Genomic DNA, 17,566 nt, shown 5'->3' with positions numbered 1-17,566 from the left:
ATTACGGTTATGAATAAAGAAGACATCATTAGTAAAATTAATGATTTCCTTATAGATGAATTTGAAGTTGAAGAGGATGCAATTAGCCCTGAGGCTAACTTAAAAGAAACATTAGAGCTAGATAGTTTAGATTTTGTTGATCTGGTCGTTGCGGTAGAATCTAATTTCGGAGTAAAACTGATTGGTGAAGATTTTGTAAACGTGATTAAACTTCATGATTTTTATAATTTAATAGAGCGGAAGTTAGCTTAATATAATCTGTTATGGCACAATGGGAAGGTAAATCCAGAGGTACCGTTTTAGGTTATAGAATATTTATTTTTTTTATGAAAAAGCTGGGCTTACGTTCGGCTTATTTTATTTTGTACTTCGTTGCTTTTTATTTCTTGATATTTTCTCCCAAAGGCACAAAAGCTTCCTATAATTATTTTAGAAAAAGGTTAAAATATTCCTCAATAAAAAGTGTCTTCAATGTTTATAAAAGTTATTATAAATTTGGACAAACCATAATTGATAAAGTAGCCATTAGATCGGGATTACGAAATAAATTCACTTACGATTTTGATGGTATTGATAATTTAAAACAACTCATTGCTAATAAAAATGGCGGAATATTAATCAGTGCTCATGTTGGTAATTTTGAAATAGCAGAGTTCTTTTTTAAAGAAATTGATTTCAACTCACAAATCAATATTGTTACAACTGATCAAGAGCATAGTGATATAAAGGAATATTTAGAGTCGGTATCAGAAAAATCAAGCATTAAATTAATATTGATAAAGGAAGATTTATCTCATATCTTTGAAATCAATTCAGCATTAGCAAATAATGAATTAATTTGTTTTACTGGAGATAGATACTTTGAAGGAACTCGTTTTTTAGAAGAGCATTTATTTGGAAAGGAAGCGAAGTTTCCAGCAGGCCCTTTTTTATTGGCTTCTCGCTTAAAAGTACCCGTAGCGTTTGTTTATGTAATGAAAGAGACAAACAAGCACTATCATTTATATACCCGATTGGCAACAGCAAAAAAAAGAGATGCACAGGGGTTGTTACAGAACTATACAGAAAGTATAGAGTGGATTTTAAAACAATACCCGTTACAATGGTTTAATTATTTCGATTTTTGGGAAGATAATAAATAATATGAAAAACGTTTTAGTAATATATTACACACAGTCTGGGCAGTTGCTAGAAATTGCTCAAAATGTAGTACAGGAACTGGAAAATTCAAATAATGTTTCCGTTTCATATCATCAAATAAAACCAGTTGAAGAATTTGGTTTTCCATGGAAAGCAGATAAGTTTTATGATGTTTTTCCTGAATCATTTTTACAAATTCCATGTAAATTGGAAGAACCAAATCCTGAAATATTTACGAAGAAATACGATTTAGTTATACTTGCATATCAAGTTTGGTACCTCACACCTTCTGTACCTATAAACTCATTTTTAAAATCGGAATCTGCTAAAAAAATAGTAAAAGATACACCCGTTATAACACTTATAGCGTGTCGTAATATGTGGATAAAGGCTCAAGAAAAAATGAAGCATTTATTAATTGAAAACCAAGCGAATTTAGTTGGTAATATTGCGTTGGTAGATAGAAACATAAATCATGTTAGTGTTATCACTATAGAAAAATGGATGATGAATGGTAAAAAGGAAAAGTACTTAGGTGTTTTTCCAAAACCAGGGGTTTCTCAAAAAGATATTGATGAATCTGTTAAGTTTGGCAAACCAATATTGGAAAGCTTAAACAAAAATGACTATACATATTTACAAGATAACTTATTAAAAATTGGAGCAGTAGTGGTAAAGCCATTTTTAATTACAATGGACAAAAGAGCCAATGTTATTTTTGATAAATGGTCTAATTTTATCATCAAAAAAGGCAAGCCTGGAGAACCAAAAAGATTAAAATGGGTTCGGGTTTTTGATAAATACTTAAAATTTGCAATTTGGTTCTTCGGACCAGTACTTTTTATTGTATTTTTGCTGACCTATTTACCTTTTATAGGTAAAATTAAAAAAGATAAAAAATATTATGCTTCTGTTAAACTAAAGGGTATATCTAATACTTAATTTAATAGTAGTTTCCTTAAAAAATATTACTTTTAAAGAATGAATGACGTCTACATAACTAGAATTGCAAAATTTTTACCTAACAACCCTGTTCCTAATGATCAAATGGAACAAAAATTAGGTATTCTAAATGGAAAATCTTCCAAAGCTAAGGGTATAGTTTTACGAAATAATAAGATTAAAACGAGGTATTATGCCATTGATGAAAATGGTGAAATTACTCACAATAATGCACAACTAACTAAGGAAGCTGTAGAGCTTCTTTGTGATGAAGATTTTACGACAAAAGATATTGAATTATTATCTTGTGGTACCTCTAGTCCTGATCAAATATTACCATCGCATACCGCAATGGTTCATGGCTTTTTAAAGAATAGAAATTTAGAAATAAATTCACCTTCAGGTGCATGTTGTTCAGGAATGAATGCATTAAAATATGGATTCTTATCTGTTAAAGCTCATCAAGTTAATAATGCCGTTTGTGCGGGTTCTGAACGTACTTCTTCTTGGATGATGGCGAATACTTTTGAAGAAGAGGTGAACCATTTAAAATCGTTAGAAGAGCAGCCTATAATTGCTTTTAATAAAGAATTTTTACGTTGGATGCTTTCCGATGGTGCAGGTGCTGTTTTATTAGAAAGTGAACCAAAAGGGAAACAACCATTAAAAATTGAATGGATTGAAGGATATTCATATGCTCATGAGCTAGATACATGTATGTACGCTGGTGGAGATAAATTGGAAAATGGCCAGTTAAAGCCTTGGAGTGAGTTTCCAGCTCATGATTGGAGTGAACAATCTTTGTTCGCCATGAAACAAGATGTGAAATTATTAAGTGAAAATATTTTAGTAAAAGGCGTTGATAGTTTAAAACATGCTTTAGACAAGCATAATGTGAAACCTGAAGATTTAACCTACTACTTACCACATATTTCATCTTTTTATTTTAAGGATAAATTGTATGAAGAAATGGTAAAACAAGATTTTGTAGTACCATTGGATAAATGGTTTATGAATTTAGAAAAAGTAGGAAATGTAGGAGCAGCCTCTATTTACATTATGTTAGAAGAATTAGTAGATTCTGGAAAATTAAACAAAGGCGATACCATTTTATTGCATGTTCCAGAAAGTGCAAGATTTGCTTATAATTATGCACTTTTAACTGTTTGTTAATTTGAATAATGATTCCTTAAACATACCGGTAACTAATTTAATTCCGCAAAAAGCACCGTTTGTAATGGTTGATAAATTATTACACTATACGGATAGCGAGGTTACTTCTTGTTTAACAATTTCAGATGCCAATATTTTTACTAAAAATAATACGTTTACAGAACCTGGTTTAATTGAGCATATGGCTCAAACAGTTGCACTGCACACCGGGTATAAATACCATTTACTAGATAAACCTTCTCCTACTGGATATATTGGATCTATTAAAAGCGTAGAAATTCTTATCTTGCCCCAATTAAATGATACGTTAGAAACAACGGCTTTTATTTTACACGAAGTAATGGGGGTAACTTTAGTTGCCATTAATGTTAAACTAAATGGTAAATCAATAGCTACTAGCGAAATGAAAACAGTAGTTGCAAAATAATTGGATAGCACTTCAAGTCATATTGATATTAAAAACTTTCTACCACATAGAGTTCCTATGTTAATGGTAGATACTTTATTGTCTATTGATGATGAGAGTGTTAAGACTAGTTTTTCAATAACGTCTGATTGTATTTTTGTGGATGAAAATGACCTTTCGGAGTCGGGTTTAATAGAAAATGCAGCTCAAACATGTTCGGCCATAGTAGGTAAAAGTTATTTTGATGAGGAAGATGTTGAAGGAAAAAACACAAAGCTTGTAGGTTTTATAAGTGGTGTTAAGTCGTTTAATATCATTAAATTGCCGCAATTAAACGAGACAATTGTTACCACTGCAAATCTTATTTCAAGATTTGATGCTGATGGATATAGTATTTGTGCATTGAATTGTATCATTGAAAATACAGAAATTGTTTTAGCTAAATGTGTAATGAACTTATTTATTAAAGAAGTAAAATAAGCTATGAAAAAGAGCGAAGTTCCACAAGACAAAAGTAATTTAGAGTCCGCTAATTTTCGTGAACTCTGTTATGCCGTTGATGAAAATGGTGAATATACTACAGAAAACAGTACAGGTTGGGATCCGAAAACCATCGCTTTAAATAATGCCATACAAGATATTAAAGAACGAATTGACGCTGCAAAAAAGAGAGTAGTAGCAAATGAGTCTAGTCCAATTGATTATTACATGGAAGTTAATAAAATGGATTTACCTATTTTGGCAAGTTATGTAGGACTCTGGCAATGGCGTGTTAAAAGACATTTTAAGCCTCAGGTTTTTAAAAAATTAAATACTAAAATATTACAGAAATACGCAGATGTTTTTGATATTACCATCGAGCAATTGCAGGATATTGATAAAAACATATGAAGATAGACTTTACACATCATCAATCTGCACATTGTGAAAATGGGGTGGTTTCAAACTTACTTAAACATAAAGGATATCAAATTAGCGAACCAATGGTATTTGGTATTGGTTCTGGTCTTTTCTTTGTATACATTCCCTTTTTAAAAGTGAATCACGCTCCTGTGGTGAGTTTTAGACCCATGCCAGGTATCATTTTTAAACGCTTTGCTCAACGGGTAGGGATAAAAGTGAAACGCTTTAAATTTAGAAACGAAAGTAGTGCGGAAAAGGCTTTAGAAGCGGAATTGCAACGTAATAATCCTGTTGGTTTACAAGTTGGCGTTTATCATTTGTCTTATTTTCCAGACGAATATCGTTTTCATTTTAATGCTCATAACCTGGTTGTTTATGGTAAAGAAGAGGATACTTATTTAATTAGTGATCCTGTTATGGAAACGACAACCACATTAACCAAAAAAGAATTAAATAGAGTACGTTTTGCCAAAGGAGCCATGGCTCCTAAAGGCCATATGTATTATCCTGTTCACTTCCCAAAAGAATTGCAATTGGAAAGTGCCATAAAAAAAGGAATTAAAACGGTTTGTCGTGATATGCTAGCACCTGTTCCCTATGTTGGAGTCAGAGGTATGCGAACCATAGCTAAATTGATTCGAAAATGGCCAGAAAAGAAAGGTGTAAAAGTAGCCAATCATTATTTGGGGCAATTGGTTAGAATGCAAGAAGAAATTGGGACTGGCGGTGGCGGATTCCGTTTTATTTACGGTGCTTTTTTACAAGAAGCAGCGGTAATATTAAAAAATCCTAAATTAAAAGAATTGTCTTTAGAAATTACTGAAATAGGCGATTCTTGGCGTGATTTTGCTATTGATGCTTCACGAATTTATAAAAATAGAAGCTCTGAATTAGATGCTTATAATAAAGTAGCCGATCAATTAGTAGCCCTTTCCAATAGGGAAGAGGTATTCTTTAAAAAATTAAAGAAAGCGATATAAAATGACTGACGCTGTTATTCAAATCGATACGGTTTCCAAAAAATATAAAGGAGCGGATAATTACTCCATCCATCACTTGGATTTAGACATTGAAAAAGGTGAAATTTATGGTTTATTAGGTCCGAATGGAGCTGGTAAAACCACGTTGATTTCTATGTTGTGTGGTTTGCTGAAACCAACGGCTGGAAAGATCAAGATTAACGGACTCTCATTTAAAGAAAATGCCAAAAATATTAAGCAGGCTATTGGTGTTGTTCCTCAAGAATATGCCTTGTACCCAACATTATCCGCCTATGAAAATTTGATGTATTTCGGAGCGATGTATGGATTATCTGGTACTACTTTAAAAACAAAAGTTATTGAAAGTTTAGATCATTTAGGACTCTCAAAATTTAAGAATAAAAAAGTGAGTACTTTTTCTGGAGGTATGAAAAGACGTGTAAATCTTATTGCAGGTATTTTACATAAACCAGAAATATTATTTTTAGACGAGCCCACAGTAGGCGTAGATGTACAATCTAAGAATGTAATTATTGAGCATTTAAAAATGTTAAATGCTAATGGAACTACAATCGTTTATACATCACATCATTTAAATGAAGCAGAGACATTTTGTACGCAAGTATCAATAATTGATAGTGGTACAATTGTTGCCTCAGGGACTCCAAAAGAGCTTATCGACAACACAAATGATGCTCAGAATTTAGAAGATGTATTTATTCAATTAACAGGTGAGGCTTTAAGAGATTATGCGTAAACTGATCAGTTCTACATATAAAGAAATGTTACTCTTATCAAGAGATTTGGGTGGTTTGGTTATTCTTTTTGTCATGCCTTTGGTGTTGATAATCACCATTACTTTAATTCAAGACAGTTCGTTTAAAACGATAAATGACGCTAAAATTCCCATTCTTTTTGTAGATCAAGATAATGGAGCAATTTCTGCTACCATTTTAGAAAATCTGAACAAAAGTGATGCCTTTGAAATTGTAACCAAACAAGCAGGAAATAATTTCACAGAAGAAGCAGCAAAGACAGCTGTGTTGAAAGGAAAATACCAACTCGCCGTAATTATTCCACAACATTTAAGTGCCGACTTAGATAAAAAAGTAAATCAAAATGTAGCCAAAATTCTCAGTGAATTTGGCGTAGATGATGAGCCTAAAGTTGCCGATGAGGTTATCTTAAATAAAGAAATTAAATTATATTTTGATCCTGCTGTTCAAAAATCGTTTAAAAATGCAGTAATGAGCAACATAGATAAAATGATTTCTAGAATAGAATCGAAATCTATTTATGAAGCTTTTCAAGCGGAATTAAGTGAGGGAGAACCCAACGAAGAAAATCCATTATTGACTGAAAATAATTTCGTTTCATTTAAAGAAATAAATCCCAAAGAGGGGCGAGGGGTAACCTTACCCAATTCTACACAACACAATGTACCTGCGTGGACGCTCTTTGCCATATTTTTTATTGTCATTCCATTATCTATAAATATTGTAAAAGAAAAAAATCAAGGAACGTTTGTTCGGTTACGGACAAATCCAGTTTCCTATTTAACAGTGCTGGGTGGAAAATCGATTACCTATTTAATAGTCTGTTTAGTTCAGTTTTTATTAATGTTAGCAGTAGGTGTTTATGTATTACCAATGTTAGGTTTGCATGCTCTTGAAGTTGGTTCTAACTTTTTCACCTTGTTTGTAGTTGCTTTATTTTCAGGATTGGCAGCGATTGGTTTTGGTATTTTATTAGGCACATTATCAACCACACCAGAACAGTCAGCTCCGCTAGGAGCTACTATGGTTGTTATTTTGGCCGCTATTGGCGGTGTTTGGGTACCTGTATTTTTAATGCCTAATTTTATGCAAATCATATCAAATATTTCACCAATGAATTGGGGATTAAATGCGTTTTATGATGTTCTACTTCGTAATGGTGGAATTTTAGAAATCTTACCAGATATTGGACTGTTATTATTGTTTTTTATTATAACAGTTGGGATTTCAGTATGGTATGATAAAAGGAAACGGGCGGTTTGATTTTAGTAAAATAAATATTACTAACAATATGATTGATAGAATGATTAAGAGATTTTCCTTTGTTATATTAATACTGACTTCATTCGCTAGCTTTGGGCAAAAATCATTTAGTTTTGAGAGTAAAATAAACTCTGAAAAGACTTACAATCAGACCATGATAATGACTTCAGTAGACACAATGAAGTATTTTAATGAAGGCACTTTATTAGAAGATAAAACTACGGAAAGGCGGAGTTCAACAGAAGTCTCACGGACTTTAACTACAAAAAAAGTCAATGAAAAAGATGAAATTCCTGCCACAATTGAACTTGGTAAAATAATTTCAATCGTAAATGGAAATAAAACTGAAAATGTACTTTCAGGAACTTTAGTAAAAGGTATTTATAAATTTAGAAATAAATTTAAGGTTGATGAAGTAATTTCTGACAAGATAAATGATAAAATAAAAGAGAGTATAAAATATGCTTTAGAAAATGTAAAACCTGATATTGATTTTCCAAAAGAACCATTGAAAATTGGTGATAGCTTTGAACATAAAATGCCAATGACTTTTCAAGTTAATGATGGGGCCAGTTTGGTTGTGTTTGAAAATATTAAAATTTATACTCTAAGAAGTGTGATTATGGATATTGCCATTTTTGATTTAAAAGAAAAATTTCAGATTAGTACTGAAATTGAGCAAGTTAATTTTGATGGAGAAGGAAAAGGTAGTGGAATTGTAGAATTTAATATCGAGGAAAATCAAATTATTAAAGATAATTCAAGCTTCATTCTAGAGTTTAATATGAAAGTTAATAATAGTGTTACTATGTATTCAAAATTGAATACAAATTCAGAGAAAATCATGATTATTAATTAATTACGAATCTATTAAATATTTTGATTTAAAATAGGAAGTATTTTTATTTCTATAAAAAAACAATCTTATGAACGAAAAAATGAAAGAAAATGCCGTAGCGTTTTACAAAATGGCATACGAAGGGAATCCAAGAAAAGCTATAGAATTATATGTAGGAGCAGCATACATTCAACATAATCCTGATGTAGCAAATGGCACGGAAGGTTTTATAGAATATTTTGAACGCATGCAAAGAGAATATCCTAAGAAATCAATTGAATTTGTCCGCGTAATCTCTGAAAATGATTTGGTTGCATTACATACGCACCAAATATGGCCTGATAATGATGAGTACGTTACGATGGATTTTTTCAGATTTGATGCCAACGCAAAAATTGTTGAACATTGGGATGCGATTCAGCAAATACCAAAAACTTCAGCAAACGAAAATAAAATGTATTAAATTTACTACAATCCATAAGCTAATGAAAAGTATCACTTACACGTCAGAAATACGCATTCGTTTTAATGAAACAGATCCGCTTGGTATTGTATGGCATGGTAATTATATTACCTATTTTGAAGACGGTAGAGAGGCGTTCGGAAGGTCACATGGAATTTCTTATTTAGATGTAAAAGCAAATGGTTTTGCAACCCCGATAGTGAAATCTTCTTGTGAGCATAAATTACCGTTAAAATATGGTGATATTGCTACCATAGAAACCACTTTTGTAGATTCACCAGCGGCAAAAATGATATTCACCTATAAAATATTTAATCCCGAAGGTAAAATTGTGTGTACGGGTGAAACCATTCAGGTTTTTACAGATGATAATGGTGACTTGGCTTTAACGGCTCCTAAATTCTTTGAAGATTGGAAGCGTAAAGTTGGTTTGTAAAGTACTAAATGGCTCCTCCCTTCAGACGAAGGGAGGTGACTTCAGACGATTTCAGTCAGAAGTCGGAGGGATTGAAAAAGCTTAAATTATATATATCTTTAATATATTTCGAAAAGACATCAATTGCAACGTATTATTGTCAGGTTGAGTGGAGTCGAAACCTAAACCATTCTACCATCCAATAAATTAATAATTCGTGAACCATATTCAGCATTTTTTTCTGAATGGGTTACTTGGATTATAGTTACTCCTTCTTTATTTAATTGCTTAAAAATTTCCATAATTTCTTCACCTTGTTTGGAGTTTAAATTTCCTGTAGGTTCATCAGCCAATATTAATTTAGGATTCCCAATTAATGCACGGGCAACACCAACCAATTGTTGTTGACCTCCACTTAACTGCATAGGGAATAATTTTTGTTTACCCACAATATTAAATCGGTCTAGCATATCTGCAACAAGAGCTTTTCGCTCAGAACCACTTATTTTTTTATACAATAAAGGCATTTCTAAGTTTTCATAAACCGTCAATTCATCAATTAAATGATAGGCCTGAAAAACAAAACCAATGTATTGTTTGTATAAGTTCGCACGATGCTTTTCCTTTAAGGTATGAACAGATTCATCCATAAAGTTGTATTCACCTTCATCAAAACCATCTAACATGCCTATAATGTTAAGCAAGGTTGATTTACCCGAACCCGAAGGTCCCATTATAGAAATAAACTCTCCTTCCTCAACTTCTAAGTTGAAATCTTTTAACAAGTAGACCCGTTGTCCACCCGAATTTACCCATTTAAAAATTTTGTTTAATTGTAGTAACATTTTTTATCTTTTTTTGTAATCTCGTGGTACGAGAGATCTGTTTAATTTTTTCTAAAATTTACTCATCTTTTAAAGCTTCCACCGGATTTGCCACTGCTGCTCTAAAACTTTGCCAACTTACGGTTAGTAAAGCAATCAATAATGCTGAAACACCCGCTAAGGCAAATATCCACCAGCTGATGGTTGTTTTAAAAGCAAAACCTTCCAACCATTTGTTCATGGCGTAATACGAAATTGGTACGGCGATTATAAATGCAATTCCAACCCATTTTACAAAATCTTGATTTAATAATTTTAGTATTTGACCAATAGTTGCACCATTTACTTTACGGATGCCTATTTCTTTTTTACGCTGTATACACGTATAGGAAGTTAATCCAAAAAGCCCCATGGAAGCAATTAAGATAGCAAGAATAGTGAAAATTTGAAATGCAGAGCTGAACTTTTTGTCTTCATTATATTGTGCCTCAAACTTTTTGTCTAAAAAAGTATAATTAAAAGTGCTTTGCGGAAAAACTTGTTTCCATTTATTTTCAATATCGGTGATAGCTGCCGTATATCCTGAATTAGAAGACACCTTGTTATTAAATTTTACTAATAAATTATTACTGCTTGTATCGTGAATTATAATCATAGGTAATACAGAACTTTTCAATCCAAAATGATGATAATTTTCTACCACACCAGAAATTGTCCAATTGATGCCAAAGAATGTGGCAACCTTTCCAATAGCATCACTTGGAGCTGCAATTTCCATTTCTCGCATTGCGGATTCATTAATAATGATTGACCTACTTTGACCAGCTGCATTGTTGGTGAAAGTACTTCCGCCAAGAAACTTGATATCTAATAAATCAAAATATTCAGGTTGTGTGGCATAGCCGTAATAGGTTTTTCTGCTGTCTTCAGTTCCATTAGGGTAGGTAAGACCAACGAAAGAATTTAATTCGTCAAAACCTCCACCAGGATAGGTTTGCGTTCTGGCAACAGCAGTTACGAATGGAAATGCTTTTAATTCATTTTCAAGTGTTTTGTATTTGTCTCTGACCAACGAGTCTGATAGTTGAGAAAGAAATTCGCCTTGAAAACTAATGGTTTCATTCAAATTAGCTCCAATGGGTTGCTTTTGTAAAAAATCAATTTGTTTGGTTACGACAATGGTACCAATTAACAATATAATGGTGGCCATAAATTGTAGAATAATTAATCCTTTACGGATATTTAAACCGCTTGCCGATGTTCTTACTTTGCCTTTTAAAGCCTTAGAAGGGGAGTAGCCACTTAATAAAATTGCGGGATATAGTCCAGCAAGTAGTATACCCAATACAAGAATTCCGATAATAGGTAAAAACTGAGTAATCATTGAAGATTGTAAGACTAATTGGCTACCCGTTATACTATTGTAAACAGAAAGCATAAAAACCGTCAATATAACAGCTAGTACAATTGCAATAAAATTTAGAATAATCGATTCCGATAACGATTGAAAAATGAGTTGTATTCTTTGTGCACCTGCAACTTTACGAATACCTACCTCTTTTGCTCTTTCTAACGATTTTGTAGTAGAAAGGTTAACATAATTAAGCCATGATAAAATGAGAATTATAAATGCAATTGCTGTCAAAAATTTAATTCTGCTGAGACTACCATTTGCTTCCGCTTCATATGGTTTATCTGAATATAAATGAATGCTTTCCAAAGGTTCTATATTGTACCTTTCGTCGGGGTCATCTTCAAAGTCAGAGGCAATTACCTTATTTTTAAGTAAGCTGTAGTTCGCTTTCTTATCTACATTTAAATAGGTAAAAAAATTGCAATGTCCCCAATTTGGTGCTACCTGATCATCTGACGCCCACCAATTTGCAAAAGTCTCCATAGAGATTAAAAAATTGGTTTTCATATGGGTATTATCGGGTATGTTTTTTAAAATACCTTTAACTGTTAATAAAGCTTCTTCTCCATTGTAAAAGGCAGAAATGGTTTTATCAATAGGGTCTTCATTACCAAATATTTTTTTTGAGAAATCTTTGGTTAACACGATCGTATTGGGAGTTGCTAAGGCAGTTTCTTTTGCCCCTTTTAATAAAGGATAGTTAAAGATTTTAAAATAGGTAGCATCTGCCAATGCTCCTTTGTTCGATTCAAATACTTTTTCATCTCTTTTAAAAGTAATCTTTTCAAAACGATACAATCGAACTTGCTCTTTAACTTCAGGGAATTCCCGTTTTAAAGTTGGGCCAATAAGATTTGCAGTTTGAGCATCTGAAGGCTCGAAGGTCTCACCTTCTTTGGCATCCATAAAGACACGATATACATTCTCTGACCCCTCAAACTTATCATAACTCATTTCGTAATTTACGTAAAGCATAATCAGAATAAAAGAGGCAATACCAATAGCTAAGCCAGTAATGTTTATAAACGAATAGAGCTTATTTTTAAGTAAATATCTTAGTGCAATTTTAAAGTATAGTTTGTACATAATATTTTTTTATTCTGTTTTTAAACTTTCTACAGGATTACTATTAGCAGCTGATAAGGTTTTAATACTCATGATGAGGATAGCAACTAAAATCATAATGAATCCACTTATTAAAAATACCCACCAACTCATACTTGTTTTATAAGTAAAGCCTTCTAGCCAGTTGTGTAAACCATACCAGGCAACCGGTGCAGCAATTGCAAATGCTATAATTACAAGGAGTATAAATTCTTTACATAATAAAAAGTTCAATTGGGTTAGTGATGCTCCCAATACTTTTCTTATACCTATTTCTTTGGTTCTTCGTTGTGTAGTATGAATTACTAAACCTAATAAACCTAGACAACTTATTAAAATAGATAATCCGGTTGCCCAGTTAAGTAAAACGGATGTTTTCTGTTCTTGTTTGTAAAAACGCTTTATGGTTTCATCCATAAAAGTCAATTTGAATTCCGAATCGGGATATATGGATTTCCAAGCACTTTCTATTTGTGAAATACTTCGTGACCATTTATCAGAATTTTTAGTCAGAAAGGAAAAATGAATGGTGTTAAAACGTGACACATTTGCTCCTAAAAATGCCATTGGTTCTATTCCCGTTTTTAATGATCGTTGATTAAAATCTTTCATTACGCCAACAATCAGATGCGATTCATCTCCAGTTTTTACAGATTTATTTAAAGCGTCTTGTGGATTCTCAAATCCCAACTTTTTCATATACGCTTCATTAATTACATACTCACTTATACTGTCATTTAATTGGTTTCTACCAGCTAAAATTTCAATGTCATATAATTTTAAATAATTTTGATCGCCATATAATAATTGCAAGGGTGTTCTAATTTCATTGTCTCCATTAGTAAATGTGGCATTGGTTGAACTTGTGCTGAATGAAGCCGGTGTATTACCACTTAAACTTACAGCTTGTATGATTGGTAGAGCCTTAATTTTACTCGTTAACAACATGCGTTTTTCTATCTCAGGACTTTCCCATGGAGTTCTGATAGAAGCAACTGCTTCTGTTTTAAAACCCATATCTTTTGATGCTAAAAAGTGAATTTGTTTACTTACGAGGAGGGTAGCAATAATGAAAATTTGTGCAATAACAAACTGAAATACAGTTAAGTATTTTCGTAGTGAAGCATTATCACCTTTATGTGAAATTTGACTTTTTAAAACGGCTATAGGTTTGAATTGTGATAGGACTAAAGCAGGGTAGAAGCCCGATAAAATAGTGATTACAACTAGTAGTAGTAGCATAAAAGTTATTACCAATGGGTCTGAAAATAATTCAAAACTGATCCCTTTGGGTATAAAGTCAGAAAATACTTGTAACAGCCAAAATGATAGGAATAATGAAACCAAAGCCGCAAAAATTGTAAGTAAAAAAGTCTCACTTAAAAATTGAATTATTAATTGTTTTTTAGAACTCCCTAAGGTTTTTCGTATTCCAATTTCCTTTGCCCGTTGTGTTGCTTGGGCAGTATTTAAATTGATAAAATTAATACAAGCTAGTAAAAGTAAAAATAAAGCGATGTAAGCTAAATTTATCAAAACAGACTTACTTGCTTGTCCTTCACTAAAATCAAAAGTGTAATAATTTGAATTAAAATGCAAGTCGCTTAACGGTTGTAAATGAAATGTTCTTTCTTGTCCAAAAGCAGCTTCATCTGGATCTTTATGTTCAACTGCAAGTTGGTTTAATACTAATTGGACATTGCTAAGTTTAGTGTTTTTTGATAGTTTTATAAACAATTGCGATGCGGAGTTTGTGTTGTTCCAGTTACTATCTTTTATTGAACTGGTCATGTCAGATTGATTCGCTGTTTTCAGAGAAATAAATTCTTCAAAAACGATATCGGTACGTTCCTCAAAATTAGCAACTATGCCTGTTAATTTAACGGGAATAGTATCATTATAGATAAGGTCTTTACCTATAATTTCATTCAATTCTGTATTCGGAAAATATTTTCTTGCCCTATTTTCCGTCAACACTACTTCATTTGGGTTTTCTAATACACTAACTTGAGAACCTGCGAGCCACTTATAGTTGAATAATTTAAAATAACTGCCATCAGTGTATATTACAAATTTTGGATTTTTAAATAATTTATCTGCACTGCTGTTTTTAATGTGAAGAGGATAGGTTGTAAAGATTGGAGCAACAACATCTAAACCGGGTGTGTTTTCATTTAAAGTGGTACCTAATGGAACCGCTACACCTGGATTGTAAAACACTCCATCAGAGGAAGAAAAGTCGCTTGTAATGCGATAAATACGATCGCCATCTACATGAAATTTATCAAAAGTGAAATCGTAAAAAATGATGGCTCCAATTACAAAAGAAGCACTTAGGCCAATAGCCAATCCAACAATGTTAATTGCCGCAAAGAGCTTGTGTTTTTGCAAACTCCTCCATGCTATTTTTAAATAATTTTTAAACATAATTGTTTTTTTATGTCATTTCCGCGAAGGCGGGAATCTGTTTAAATTTAGTACTACATTTTTAACTTTATCGGGCTTTATTTTATTCTGTTTTTAAACTTTTTAAGGGTTTTATCAGAGCGGCTCCGATGGATTGATAACTAATAGTCAAAATTGCAATGAGTAAGGCAATAACACCTGCTCCTAAAAATAGTTCCCAACCAATATCTATTTTATATACAAAATCTTCAAGCCATTTACTCATCATATACCATCCAATGGGTATAGCAATAAGTATGGCAATGAAAATCAATTTTAAAAAATCTAATGTTAAAAGTTTATATATACTTTTAAAAGGTGCACCCAAGACCAATCTGATACTGATTTCTTTTTTACGTTGTTCAATCATAAAAGCAGAGAGTCCGAACAATCCTAGACAGGCTACTAAAATAGCAAATAGAGCAAAACTGTTAAATATTTTCCCCATACGCTTAACGTCTTCATGCATCTGTGCGAATTTTTGATCTAAAAAACTATAGTTAAAGGTTTGGTTAGGTACATTTTTGGTCCAAACAGAACTAATAGAACTTATGGCTTCAGAAATATTTCCTGAATTCAATTTAACTGAAAATGCACCGATGTCATTGCCAATAACAAGAGCTAAAGGTTCAATGTTATCCTTCAAAGATCTAAAATGAAAGTCGTCCACTACTCCTACAATAGTCCAATCTGAACCATTAGAAATTTGTTTTCCAAGTGGGGTATCTAAACCAAGTGCACTCGCCATCTTTTTATTTATAATAATTGAGTTTATTGAATCTGAAGAAAATTCTTTTGAAAAATCACGCCCATCAATAACTTTAATTCCTAGTGTTTTAATATAGTCATAATCTACCCGCCAAATTTGCGAAGGGACTCCCTGTTGTTCATTACCTACTCCAGATTTTCTAAATGAATTACCATTTCTTTTGGTTCCTGCAATTGGTAAATAGTTACTTTTAGTTACTAATTTTACCGATGGTAATTGCAAAAGCTGTTCTTTAAAATTTTCCGCTTTACTATCTAGTACAGAAGTACCTTCTATTACTAAAACTTGTTCTTTTTCATAGCCTAATTCTTTGGTTAATACAAAATCCATTTGTTTGTAAATAACAAGTGTTCCAATGATCAAAATTACAGAAGTAGCAAACTGAAATACGACTAGACTGCTGCGTAGTCTCACGCTTTTACCGCCAATACTCATATTTCCTTTTAAAACTAAAGCAGGTTTAAATGAAGATAAATAAAAGGCAGGATAGAGTCCTGCGATTAATCCTACTAATAGGGCAGAAGTCAGTATTGTTGGGATAAACCACCAAGCATTCCAAGGCATTTCTATAGTTTTAACAGCTATTGAATTGAATATGGGTAATAATAACCAGGCGAGAAACACACCGATTACAAATGATATTAAACTAAATAAAATTGATTCTGATAGAAATTGGGATACCAAACTATTTCTGAAAGCACCAACGGTTTTACGTAAACCAACTTCCTTAGCTCTATTGGCTGATTTAGCCGTTGATAAATTGATAAAATTGATACATGCTAATAGTAATATAAATCCTGCAATAGCAGCAAACAACCATACAAATCTTATATCACCATGACTAAGATGATCAAATAATTCAGAATCAGTTTTTAAATGGATGTCTGCTACGGGTTGTAATAAAAACTTGGCTTTTTCTAATGATTCCAAATGAGTATTATACCCTCGTTTTTTTAATGCAGGTACCATATGATTGGTTATTATGGAATACATTTTATTCTCAAGGGTAGTTATATCCGTATTTTTTGAAGTTTTGATGTAAGTGAGATAATTGTTATTGATCCAATTCATCTGGTTATCATCAATAGTCATTAGAAAATCGTAATGAAAATGTGATTTAAAACTACGCTTGGCCATTACACCAGTAATTTTGTATGGATTTTTAGTGTTACCGTCTAATATAATTGTTTGACCAAGAGCATTTCCATTTGGAAAGTACTTTAAGGCCTTTTCATTAGAAATTACCAAACTACTAGGTTGTGTTAAGGCATCTTTTACTTCTCCTTGTGAAAAAGCTATTTCTAATACTTCTAATAACCCTTGACTTGCGAAAATAAAACCGTCATCATTATAATTTTGAGATTCATCTTGTAGTTGTATGGTTTTTTTACCAGCACCAAATAGTTCTCCTGCATTGTATTTTCCGGCAAGTTCTATTTCAGGATAATCACTTTGTAATTGTTCTGCAAATGGTAATTGAAAATGAACACTTTTTAGTAGCTCTCCTTCGTGAGGAAACGCTACGAGTACTCTATATATTTGATCTTTACTTTTATAATGTTTATCATAGCTTTGCTCATCTATTATAAAGAGTGAAATAAGCAAACAGGCAGCAATCCCAACTGCAAAACCTCCTATTTTTATAGAGGCAAAAAGTTTGTCTTTTTTAATACCTCTCCATGCTATTTTTAAATAATTTTTAAACATTTTT

17 protein-coding genes are annotated in these 17,566 nt (G+C 32.2%); 13 read left to right on the top strand and 4 right to left on the bottom strand.

Features of this window, described 5'->3' with window-relative positions:
• Positions 1-9: 9 nt before the first annotated feature.
• The 13 genes from D3P13_RS14185 (at position 10) to D3P13_RS14125 (ending at position 9,320) form a co-directional block, all read left to right on the top strand.
• Positions 10-252, top strand: a complete 243-nt coding sequence (locus D3P13_RS14185) for a phosphopantetheine-binding protein (RefSeq protein ID WP_117883535.1) — start codon at positions 10-12, stop codon at positions 250-252.
• Between the two features lie 11 nt (positions 253-263).
• Complete coding sequence (locus D3P13_RS14180) at positions 264-1,142, top strand: LpxL/LpxP family acyltransferase (RefSeq protein ID WP_117883534.1); 879 nt, start codon at positions 264-266, stop codon at positions 1,140-1,142.
• 1 nt (position 1,143) lies between these two features.
• Positions 1,144-2,082, top strand: a complete 939-nt coding sequence (locus D3P13_RS14175) for a dialkylrecorsinol condensing enzyme DarA (protein ID WP_117883533.1) — start codon at positions 1,144-1,146, stop codon at positions 2,080-2,082.
• Positions 2,083-2,121: 39 nt separating this feature from the next.
• Positions 2,122-3,255: a beta-ketoacyl-ACP synthase III gene (locus tag D3P13_RS14170; protein ID WP_117883532.1), complete on the top strand. Its 1,134-nt coding sequence runs from the start codon at positions 2,122-2,124 to the stop codon at positions 3,253-3,255.
• Between the two features lies 1 nt (position 3,256).
• Positions 3,257-3,682, top strand: coding sequence for a hypothetical protein (locus D3P13_RS14165; RefSeq protein WP_117883531.1), 426 nt, complete (start codon positions 3,257-3,259; stop codon positions 3,680-3,682).
• Positions 3,683-4,141 (top strand): ABC transporter permease, encoded by a 459-nt coding sequence (locus tag D3P13_RS14160; RefSeq protein WP_232829202.1) that lies wholly within the window; start codon positions 3,683-3,685, stop codon positions 4,139-4,141. It begins immediately after the preceding gene.
• Between the two features lie 3 nt (positions 4,142-4,144).
• Entirely contained in the window at positions 4,145-4,552 is a 408-nt protein-coding gene (locus D3P13_RS14155; RefSeq protein ID WP_117883530.1) for a hypothetical protein, read from the top strand.
• Positions 4,549-5,544 carry a BtrH N-terminal domain-containing protein gene (locus tag D3P13_RS14150; protein WP_117883529.1) on the top strand — a complete coding sequence of 332 codons (996 nt, stop codon included), beginning with the start codon at positions 4,549-4,551 and terminating at the stop codon, positions 5,542-5,544. The genes D3P13_RS14155 and D3P13_RS14150 overlap by 4 nt, the downstream gene beginning before the upstream one ends.
• Before the next feature lies 1 nt (position 5,545).
• A complete protein-coding gene (locus tag D3P13_RS14145) occupies positions 5,546-6,301 on the top strand; it encodes an ABC transporter ATP-binding protein (RefSeq protein ID WP_117883528.1) in 756 nt (251 codons plus the stop codon).
• Entirely contained in the window at positions 6,294-7,583 is a 1,290-nt protein-coding gene (locus D3P13_RS14140; RefSeq protein ID WP_117883527.1) for an ABC transporter permease, read from the top strand. Before D3P13_RS14145 ends, D3P13_RS14140 begins: the two co-directional genes overlap by 8 nt.
• 40 nt (positions 7,584-7,623) lie before the next feature.
• Positions 7,624-8,442: a hypothetical protein gene (locus D3P13_RS14135; protein ID WP_157972924.1), complete on the top strand. Its 819-nt coding sequence runs from the start codon at positions 7,624-7,626 to the stop codon at positions 8,440-8,442.
• 67 nt (positions 8,443-8,509) lie between these two features.
• Positions 8,510-8,884, top strand: coding sequence for a nuclear transport factor 2 family protein (locus D3P13_RS14130; RefSeq protein WP_117883525.1), 375 nt, complete (start codon positions 8,510-8,512; stop codon positions 8,882-8,884).
• Between the two features lie 22 nt (positions 8,885-8,906).
• A complete protein-coding gene (locus D3P13_RS14125) occupies positions 8,907-9,320 on the top strand; it encodes an acyl-CoA thioesterase (RefSeq protein WP_117883524.1) in 414 nt (137 codons plus the stop codon).
• A gap of 161 nt (positions 9,321-9,481) precedes the next feature.
• Here the strand turns inward: D3P13_RS14125 and D3P13_RS14120 are convergent, their stop codons facing one another.
• The 4 genes from D3P13_RS14120 to D3P13_RS14105 form a co-directional block, all read right to left on the bottom strand.
• The gene (locus D3P13_RS14120) at positions 9,482-10,144 is read right to left on the bottom strand and encodes an ABC transporter ATP-binding protein (RefSeq protein ID WP_117883523.1); all 663 of its coding nucleotides are present in this window, start codon (positions 10,142-10,144) and stop codon (positions 9,482-9,484) included.
• Between the two features lie 58 nt (positions 10,145-10,202).
• A complete protein-coding gene (locus D3P13_RS14115) occupies positions 10,203-12,623 on the bottom strand; it encodes an ABC transporter permease (RefSeq protein ID WP_117883522.1) in 2,421 nt (806 codons plus the stop codon).
• Between the two features lie 9 nt (positions 12,624-12,632).
• On the bottom strand, positions 12,633-15,068 hold the full coding sequence (locus tag D3P13_RS14110; protein ID WP_117883521.1) for an ABC transporter permease: 2,436 nt from the start codon (positions 15,066-15,068) through the stop codon (positions 12,633-12,635).
• 82 nt (positions 15,069-15,150) lie between these two features.
• Positions 15,151-17,562: an ABC transporter permease gene (locus tag D3P13_RS14105; protein WP_117883520.1), complete on the bottom strand. Its 2,412-nt coding sequence runs from the start codon at positions 17,560-17,562 to the stop codon at positions 15,151-15,153.
• Positions 17,563-17,566 lie beyond the last annotated feature (4 nt).

It is taken from the genome of Aureibaculum luteum, assembly GCF_003449015.1.
Classification (GTDB): domain Bacteria; phylum Bacteroidota; class Bacteroidia; order Flavobacteriales; family Flavobacteriaceae; genus Aureibaculum; species Aureibaculum luteum.
Note: the sequence above shows the minus strand (reverse complement) of the source record. Positions and strands in the feature narration are given on the sequence as shown.

Excerpts from the sequence above, each read along its gene's own strand:
- D3P13_RS14175 (WP_117883533.1), top strand. The coding sequence starts at position 1,144 with ATGAAAAACGTTTTAGTAATATATTACACACAGTCTGGGCAGTTGCTA.
- D3P13_RS14185 (WP_117883535.1), top strand. The coding sequence starts at position 10 with ATGAATAAAGAAGACATCATTAGTAAAATTAATGATTTCCTTATAGAT.
- D3P13_RS14145 (WP_117883528.1), top strand. The coding sequence starts at position 5,546 with ATGACTGACGCTGTTATTCAAATCGATACGGTTTCCAAAAAATATAAA.
- D3P13_RS14105 (WP_117883520.1), bottom strand. The coding sequence starts at position 17,562 with ATGTTTAAAAATTATTTAAAAATAGCATGGAGAGGTATTAAAAAAGAC.
- D3P13_RS14110 (WP_117883521.1), bottom strand. The coding sequence starts at position 15,068 with ATGTTTAAAAATTATTTAAAAATAGCATGGAGGAGTTTGCAAAAACAC.
- D3P13_RS14120 (WP_117883523.1), bottom strand. The coding sequence starts at position 10,144 with ATGTTACTACAATTAAACAAAATTTTTAAATGGGTAAATTCGGGTGGA.
- D3P13_RS14135 (WP_157972924.1), top strand. The coding sequence starts at position 7,624 with ATGATTAAGAGATTTTCCTTTGTTATATTAATACTGACTTCATTCGCT.
- D3P13_RS14180 (WP_117883534.1), top strand. The coding sequence starts at position 264 with ATGGCACAATGGGAAGGTAAATCCAGAGGTACCGTTTTAGGTTATAGA.
- D3P13_RS14130 (WP_117883525.1), top strand. The coding sequence starts at position 8,510 with ATGAACGAAAAAATGAAAGAAAATGCCGTAGCGTTTTACAAAATGGCA.
- D3P13_RS14125 (WP_117883524.1), top strand. The coding sequence starts at position 8,907 with ATGAAAAGTATCACTTACACGTCAGAAATACGCATTCGTTTTAATGAA.
- D3P13_RS14140 (WP_117883527.1), top strand. The coding sequence starts at position 6,294 with ATGCGTAAACTGATCAGTTCTACATATAAAGAAATGTTACTCTTATCA.
- D3P13_RS14150 (WP_117883529.1), top strand. The coding sequence starts at position 4,549 with ATGAAGATAGACTTTACACATCATCAATCTGCACATTGTGAAAATGGG.
- D3P13_RS14155 (WP_117883530.1), top strand. The coding sequence starts at position 4,145 with ATGAAAAAGAGCGAAGTTCCACAAGACAAAAGTAATTTAGAGTCCGCT.
- D3P13_RS14170 (WP_117883532.1), top strand. The coding sequence starts at position 2,122 with ATGAATGACGTCTACATAACTAGAATTGCAAAATTTTTACCTAACAAC.
- D3P13_RS14115 (WP_117883522.1), bottom strand. The coding sequence starts at position 12,623 with ATGTACAAACTATACTTTAAAATTGCACTAAGATATTTACTTAAAAAT.